Raw genomic sequence first — 780 nt, 5'->3', positions numbered from 1 at the left:
TCTCATTCTGTTATTGGGCAAAATGTAAAAACAGATAAAAACAATAAAAATGTAATGGAACAGTTCCGTCAATATTATTCATATGTTCCTAAACCAACTGTTACTAACACATCATTAGAAAGTTTAAAATCAAAATATTATTCATTTAATGATTACTCAATAGAAAAGTTATCTGTTTTTTATGACCGTAACTCACAATCAATTAATGATTTAATTTTTTTAGAAAGGCAGATAATAACTTTAAGCGAAAACTTATTTAAAGAGCATAAATATATATTGCTAGAAGCAACCGGAGGAGCTAAAGGGTGTATTAATCCATGGTATGATGAGAAAAAAATAAAAAATATAGATATCAAAATAATAAGGCTATGTACTGGTTGTCTTGAATTTACATCAACAAATTATCTAGCTAGAATTTATAATAGTGTAATGAAAAAATTATTATGTATTGAACCTGAACCTAAGCATGTAAAATACAAATCAAATAACTATGAGAAGAACTTTAAAACAATATTAGATTTTGATTTGGTCAACAGGTCTTATACTATTACCAATATTGAAACACAAGAAACAATAGATAAGGGTTTTTGGACTGAAAAAAACAAGAGCTATTATTTAATTTCTACAATAAATGACACAAGAATCGAGAAGTTTGAGATGACAAATAATACTTTAAAAAGTAAAAATATTGGTAAATTTAAATTGTTAATGTAACGTTGTGTAACATCAACTAAACTCCATGTGTCGGGTGACTCACCCTCACACGTAGTTTAGCATATA

The 780-nt window shown here is 26.7% G+C and carries 1 protein-coding gene; it reads left to right on the top strand.

Going from position 1 to position 780, the window contains the following annotated elements; genetic code table 11:
- Nucleotides 1–714: hypothetical protein (locus HGP29_RS28270; RefSeq protein ID WP_168885818.1), on the top strand; the 714-nt coding region annotated here is incomplete at its 5' end.
- Between the last annotated feature and the right edge of the window lie 66 nt (nucleotides 715–780).

Source organism: Flammeovirga agarivorans, from assembly GCF_012641475.1.
GTDB classification, from domain to species: domain Bacteria; phylum Bacteroidota; class Bacteroidia; order Cytophagales; family Flammeovirgaceae; genus Flammeovirga; species Flammeovirga agarivorans.
Note: the sequence above shows the minus strand (reverse complement) of the source record. Positions and strands in the feature narration are given on the sequence as shown.